This window comes from Arthrobacter sp. GCM10027362, assembly GCF_042679445.1.
Classification (GTDB): Bacteria; Actinomycetota; Actinomycetes; order Actinomycetales; family Micrococcaceae; genus Crystallibacter.
In genome coordinates, this window is the sequence record NZ_JBHTML010000218.1 from 1 (window position 1) to 6,026 (window position 6,026).

At 70.2% G+C, this 6,026-nt stretch carries 9 protein-coding genes; 2 read left to right on the forward strand and 7 right to left on the reverse strand.

Going from position 1 to position 6,026, the window contains the following annotated elements; all coding sequences use genetic code 11:
- The 7 genes from ACFQ36_RS19985 to ACFQ36_RS20015 form a co-directional block, all read right to left on the reverse strand.
- Window positions 1-602: DNA-3-methyladenine glycosylase family protein (locus ACFQ36_RS19985; protein ID WP_377016837.1), on the reverse strand; the 602-nt coding region annotated here is incomplete at its 3' end.
- Window positions 603-612: 10 nt separating this feature from the next.
- The gene (locus tag ACFQ36_RS19990) at window positions 613-1,008 is read right to left on the reverse strand and encodes a universal stress protein (RefSeq protein ID WP_377016838.1); all 396 of its coding nucleotides are present in this window, start codon (window positions 1,006-1,008) and stop codon (window positions 613-615) included.
- A 17-nt stretch (window positions 1,009-1,025) separates the two neighbouring features.
- Window positions 1,026-1,709: a DNA-3-methyladenine glycosylase I gene (locus ACFQ36_RS19995; RefSeq protein WP_377016840.1), complete on the reverse strand. Its 684-nt coding sequence runs from the start codon at window positions 1,707-1,709 to the stop codon at window positions 1,026-1,028.
- 63 nt (window positions 1,710-1,772) lie between these two features.
- Window positions 1,773-2,438 carry an alpha-ketoglutarate-dependent dioxygenase AlkB family protein gene (locus ACFQ36_RS20000; protein WP_377016842.1) on the reverse strand — a complete coding sequence of 222 codons (666 nt, stop codon included), beginning with the start codon at window positions 2,436-2,438 and terminating at the stop codon, window positions 1,773-1,775.
- Window positions 2,435-3,052: a methylated-DNA--[protein]-cysteine S-methyltransferase gene (locus ACFQ36_RS20005; protein ID WP_377016844.1), complete on the reverse strand. Its 618-nt coding sequence runs from the start codon at window positions 3,050-3,052 to the stop codon at window positions 2,435-2,437. The genes ACFQ36_RS20000 and ACFQ36_RS20005 overlap by 4 nt, the downstream gene beginning before the upstream one ends.
- Window positions 3,049-3,552, reverse strand: a complete 504-nt coding sequence (locus ACFQ36_RS20010) for an RNA polymerase sigma factor (protein WP_377016846.1) — start codon at window positions 3,550-3,552, stop codon at window positions 3,049-3,051. Before ACFQ36_RS20010 ends, ACFQ36_RS20005 begins: the two co-directional genes overlap by 4 nt.
- Before the next feature lie 47 nt (window positions 3,553-3,599).
- Window positions 3,600-4,100: a methylated-DNA--[protein]-cysteine S-methyltransferase gene (locus tag ACFQ36_RS20015; RefSeq protein WP_377016848.1), complete on the reverse strand. Its 501-nt coding sequence runs from the start codon at window positions 4,098-4,100 to the stop codon at window positions 3,600-3,602.
- Between the two features lie 124 nt (window positions 4,101-4,224).
- Between ACFQ36_RS20015 and ACFQ36_RS20020 the strand changes: the two genes are divergently transcribed.
- Together ACFQ36_RS20020 and ACFQ36_RS20025 are read left to right on the forward strand one after the other, a co-directional pair.
- A complete protein-coding gene (locus ACFQ36_RS20020; protein ID WP_377016850.1) occupies window positions 4,225-4,719 on the forward strand; it encodes a MarR family winged helix-turn-helix transcriptional regulator in 495 nt (164 codons plus the stop codon).
- Window positions 4,712-5,953, forward strand: a complete 1,242-nt coding sequence (locus ACFQ36_RS20025) for an MFS transporter (protein ID WP_377016852.1) — start codon at window positions 4,712-4,714, stop codon at window positions 5,951-5,953. Before ACFQ36_RS20020 ends, ACFQ36_RS20025 begins: the two co-directional genes overlap by 8 nt.
- The last annotated feature ends 73 nt before the right edge of the window (window positions 5,954-6,026 follow it).

The window sequence follows — 6,026 nt, forward strand, 5'->3', positions numbered from 1 at the left end:
TGCACGGTCTGGGCCCGGGCGCCGGTCAGCCCTGTTGCTGCGCGGATGGCCTCCGGTCCGGCCGCGGCCAGAGCCACTGCGGTGGGGAACAGCCGCAGCCCATCCGGGGCGGGCCCGGCCGTGCCGAAGGCGGCGACCAGCCGGGCGGTAAAGGTCCGTGCGGCCGTGAGCGAGACGTGCTGCCTGAGCACGGTGCAGACGGCCCCTTCGAAGCCATCCAGGTAGCCGGTGATGCGCAGGCCGGGCCGGGCTGCCACCAGCGGTCCCAGCAGCGGATCCGGCCCCAGCACCCGGGCCACCAATGCAACATCGGCGTCGAGGTCCAGCCAGCCGCGCACCGCGGCCGCGACCTCTGCCGTGGCTTCCGCGGTGGACCGGCAGGGCGCGGCGGGGTTGCCGGCCGCCGGGACCGTGTGCAGCGTGATGCTGCCGGAACCCAGCCGGAGAGTGGCTCGGACGATGCCGCCGCCGGTGGGGAAGAGCCGGGTGCACGTGCCGGCAGCCGGGTCCACAAGCTCCAGGCCCGGCACTGCGTGGGCGGCGAGTGCGCCCAGCGCGGCGGCGGCGTCGAACGGGCCGTGCACCGGCAGCACGGTGTCCATCGGAGGCGGGTCAGCCGGCCTTGACGGCCAGGACCGGGCAGGTGGCCTGGAGCAGGATGGTCTGGGCCACGGATCCCATGATCAGCTTGCCCACCGGGCTGCGTTTGCGCAGGCCCAGCACGATCAGCGAGGCGTTCTCTGCTTCGGCGATGTCCAGGACCTCTTCGGCGGGGGTATTGCCGCGCACGTACTGGCGGAACTCGGCGTCTGCCCCGGAACTGCGCAGCTTGGCCTCGAGGTTCTCGATGTCGGTGGTATCGGCGATGCTGGAACTCTGCAGCGGACCGACGCCGGCCCCGGCGTTGATGACCAGCAGTTTTTCGCCGCTGGCTTTGGCCAGTTCGATGCCCTTGTCGACGGCGGCGCGGCCTTCGGGGCGGGGGACGTAGGCGACAAGGATCGTCATGGGGTCTCCTTCATGCGTCAGCGGCGGCCGGTGCGGCCCTTGAGGCTATCGTTCCATGTGCGGGGCAGTTCGGCACCGGCGCCACTGCCGTCCGGTGCGCCGGGCCAGATGCCGGAGCTGCCCCGGCGGTGGCTGCCGACCAGATGGGTATCCACCATGCCGATGGCCTCCATCAGCGCGAACATGGTGGTCGGCCCGACGAAGGCGAAGCCGCGTCGGCGCAGCGCCTTGGACAAGGCCACGGATTCCGGCGACGTGGTGGGAACCTCCTCGGGGGTCCGTGGTACCGGGGTGGCGGCCGGCTGGAAGGACCAGACAAAGTCGCTGAGACCGCCCTCCGCGCGCAGGGCGATCGTGGCACCGGCGTTGGTGATGGCCGCCTTGATCTTCGCCCGGTTGCGGACAATGCCGGCGTTCCGCATCAGGCGTTCGACGTCGTCGTCGCCGTAGGCGGCTACCGTGTCCGGGTCGAAGCCGGCGAAAGCCTCGCGGAACGCCGGGCGCTTGCGCAGGATGGTGGCCCAGGACAGCCCGGCCTGGAATCCTTCCAGGCAGATCCGCTCGTAGACCGCCTGTTCACCGCGCACCGGCATGCCCCATTCGGTGTCGTAGTACTCGCGCAGCAGCGGATCCGCGGCGGCCCAAGCCGGCCGGGCCAGGCCGTCGTCGCAGAGTACGACCCCGGGCACTGCGGGGTTCATGGGTTCCATCGGTGACGCGTTCCCTTCCGGCAGCGGTGCCTGCCGCCCATTCTTGCACGGGGCTCAGGCCAGCCCGGTCACGCGCAGGGTCAAATTCAGCCTGCCGGAAGCCAGCCCGCAGGCCGGGTCGGCGGTGCCGGGGTAGATCCTGGGCACGCCGTGGTAGGCAAACCGGGCCGGGCCGCCGAAGACGAACAGGTCCCCGGAGCGCAGCCGGAGATCGGTGTAGGGCTTGGTCCGTGTGGTGGTATTGCCAAAACGGAAGAGGCAGTCATCGCCCACGCTGAGCGAGACCACGGGGAAGTCCGCCCGTTCATCCTTGTCCTGGTGCATCCCCATCCTGGCGCTGTCGGTATAGAAGTTGATCAGCGCGGTGTCCGGCCGGTAGCCCGCGGCGGCCGCCGGATCCCCGTACGCGTCGGCCAACGCCCGCCGGCCCCACTCGGCCAGCCAGTCCGGGAAATCCGGCACGCGGGCGCCGTTGACGTCGTCGGCAGTGCGCGTGTACCGGTACGGCTGCCAGTGCCAGCCCAGGCACAGGGTCTGCACGCTCATCTCGTGCCCGCCGGGCAGTTTCGCGGCCCGGTAGGGGACCGGACCGCGGCCGAAGCTCCGGCAGGCCTCGACCAGCTCCCGCTGCCGGGCCAGGTCCAGCCAGCCGGCGATATGCACGGCCCCGGGGGCGATCTCGACCGGTTGTGTCGGGGCCGGGCCGAAGAGAGTGCTCACGCGGCCGCCTCCAGGCCCAGCAGGTAGGCCTTGACAGCCGGCCCGCCCAGGTAGCCGCCGTAGGTGCCGTCCGTGCGCAGCACCCGGTGGCAGGGCACGACGACGGGCAGCGGGTTGGTGGCGCAGGCGGTGCCGACGGCGCGGACCGCCTTCGGGCTGCCGACGGCGGCGGCCACCTGGGCGTAGCTTTCCGTGCGTCCGTAACCAATCCGGGGCAGGTGCTCCAGCACGCTGAGCCGGAAGCCCTTGGACAGCCTGCGGTCCAGCGGCAGCTCGAACGTCCGCCGGGTGCCGGCGAAGTATTCATCCAGCTGCCGGACGGCCTCGGCCAGCCTTGACGGTGCACGCAGGATGCGCGGGCTGACCCTGTCGGCCAGTGCGGCCAAAACGGCGTCGTGGTTTTCTCCCGCGAAGGCGACGCGGACCAGGCCCCGCTCCGTCGCTGCCAGCAGCAGCGGACCCACCGGGCTGCCGGTGACGGAGTAGGCAATGTCCAGGCTGCCGGCCGCGGCGGCGCCGGCCTCGAGCCGGGCGTGCAGCCGGTCCAGCAGCGCCGGGTCCGGCGCGGCCAGCGGAGCCAGCATAGGGTCGACGACGGGATCCGGGGCGGTCATGGCACTGCTCCTTGCGCGGCGGGGGACTGGGTGGGGGATTCGTAGATCAGGCGCAGCTTGGCCACGCCGTCGGCGGCGGCCCGGCGCATGGCCGCCGGGGTGGAGCCGGTCAGCTCGGCCGCTTCCTTGTAGGGAATGCCGGCCAGGTAGTGGTAGGCAATGGCCTCGCGCTGGCGCAGCGGCAGTGCGGCGACGGCGTGCCACAGCGCGCCGTCGCTGTTCCCGGGGTTGCCATGCGGGGAAGGCACCTCGGGAAGGCCGGCCGCAGGAACCGGGAGACGGGTTCGGGCGCGGATGACGTCGATGGCCTTGCGGCGGGCGATGGTCACCAGCCATGCTTCGTGGTTCGCGTCGGCCGGCAGGTCCGGATAGGCCTTGAATGCGGAGAGGAATGTCTCCGACCAGGCGTCCTCGGCGTCCGGACCCGGGCCCAGCACCACGCGGCAGATGCGCAGCACCGTGGCGCCGTGGTCTGCGACCAGCTGCTCGAAGGGTTTCATCTCCACACTCTGCAGACGCTGCGATCAGGTGATTGGTCAGGCTTCGCTTAGAAAAGCCTGGCGGCCCTGGCCTCCGGTGCCTCTTCCAGCTCCAGCAGGAAGCGCTTGCGCTCCAGTCCGCCGGCGTAGCCCACCAGCGCCCCGTCCGCGCCGATGACCCGGTGGCAGGGGACCACAATCGAGATCGGGTTCCTGCCGTTGGCGTTGCCCACGGCCCGGGCCAGGTGCGGACCGCCCAACTGCCTGGCCAGCTGGCCGTAGGTGCGGGTCTGTCCGTACGGGATTCTCCGCAGCAGGTCCCAGACCTTGAGCTGGAAGGCATCGCCGGCCGGGGCCAGCGGCAGGTCGAATCCGGTGCGCTCGCCGGCGAAGTATTCGGCGAGTTGGCGCTTGGCGTCACCGAAGCCGTCTTCGCAGCGCGCGCCCAGGGCCGAAACCTCCGGCAGCCGCCTGTGGCCGGGGAAGTAGAGCGCGCACAGGCCCCCGAGCCCGGCCACGAGGGTCAGTTCGCCGAGCGGGGAATCCATCACGGTGTGTACGCGGGTCATGGCGCTCCTTCGTTGTCCCTGTATTTTCTCCCATCCCTGCACGGCAGACGGCCGGGGCGGGCGGATTGTGAGGTTCGTCGCGAAGAGTTTTGGTTTGCAACGCTAATAGTTAGAATGTCTAAGTATGAACATCGAAGGATCCATGGAACTTTCCCGGCAGCTGCGGCCGCTGTTGACCCGGGTGTACCAGATGGTCCGCCGGCGCAGTCCGGGGTGGGATATCACCGCCGCGCAGTCCTCCGTGCTCACCACCCTGCTGGACCGCGGACCCCTGCGGATGGGTGAGCTCGCCTCAATCGAGGGCGTGCGGATGCCCACCGCTACCAGCGTGGTGGCCCGGCTGGTCAAGCTCGGCCTGGTGGAACGGACCGCGGACCCGCAGGACCGCCGGGCCGTCCGGGTGGGCATCACGGCCCGGGGCAGCGCTCAGATCGGCGAACTGGTGGCCGAGCGCAATGCGCGGTTCGCCGAGCTGCTGGCCAAGCTCAGCGACCAGGAGCGGCGCCTGCTGGAGGCCGCGGTGCCGGCCATGGCGCATCTGGTGGCCTTGGACATCGCCGATCCGGACGACGTGCCGGACCCGGCTTTCGCTTTGGAAGGAAACAGCAATCATGAGTAAAGCCGCAGGAGTGCAGCAAGCGCATCCGAAACTGACGGATGCGCTTCGAGGACAGTCGAAGACCGTCTGGGTCACCGCCTTCGCCGCCGTGATCGCGTTTATGGGCATCGGCCTGGTGGACCCGATCCTGAACATCCTGACCGAACAGTTGGGTGCGGATCCGTCCCAGAGCACGCTGCTCTTCGGGTCCTACCTGGGTGTGCAGGTCGTCGCGATGCTGCTCACCGGCGTGATGTCCTACCGGTTCGGGGCCAAGCACACCCTGATCACCGGCCTGGTGCTGATCGTGGTGGCGGCGGGACTGTGTGCACTGGCCGGGAACATCGAGACGCTGATCTGGCTGCGGGCGGTCTGGGGCCTGGGCAACGCCTTTTTCATTGCCACCGCACTGTCGGTGATTGTCGGCGCCGCGGCAGGCGGCCAGCAGGGGGCGATCCTGCTCTACGAAGCGGCGCTCGGCGTCGGCCTGGCCGTGGGCCCGCTGCTGGGAGCGGTGCTGGGCAACATCTCCTGGCGCGGGCCGTTTGCCGGTACCGCCATCCTGATGGCCGTGGGGGCCATCCTCTGCACGGGCATGCTGGCGAAGGACACGGACAAGTCGCACCGGACGCCGGTCCGGCTGATCGACCCGCTGCTGGCGCTGCGCAACCGCAACCTGCTGCTGACCTCCATCGGCTCGGCGTTCTACACCGCGGCCTTCTTCGCCATCATCGCCTGGGCGCCGTTCGTGCTGGGCGAGGGCGCGATCTTCATCGGCTTTGTCTTCTTCGGCTGGGGTGTCTGCGTGGCCATCTCCGGCGTGTTCCTGGCGCCGAAAGTCGCGCACCGGCTTGGTGAGCGCGGCGGGGCGATCGCCTCGGTGCTCGTCTACGCGGTGATCCTGCTGGCCATGGCCACCGGTATCAAGGCGGTAGTCGTGGCCGGCATCATTGCCTCCGGTATTGTCTCCGGCGTGCTGAACACCCTGTTCACCGGCAGCGCGATGAGCTCCGGAACGGCTCCCCGTCCGGTCAACAGCGCCGGTTACAACTTCATGCGCTGGCTGGGCGGCGCGGCGTCGGCCATCCTGGTCGGCCACATCGCCGTCTGGTTCGGCAATATGGCCGCCCCGTTCTGGGCCGCCGCCGCATGCTCCGTGGTCGCGGCCGGGATGCTGCTGCTGCGCCGGCACCAAGCCCCCGCTGAGGATCCGCACACGGTCCCCGAGGATGCGGCCATCATCGGCGCGGACTAGGGTGTGTCTCCTTATTGTCCTGAGGGGTTTCCCGGCGGGATGCTGGAGGGATGGGACGCGACTCTGTCCTGAC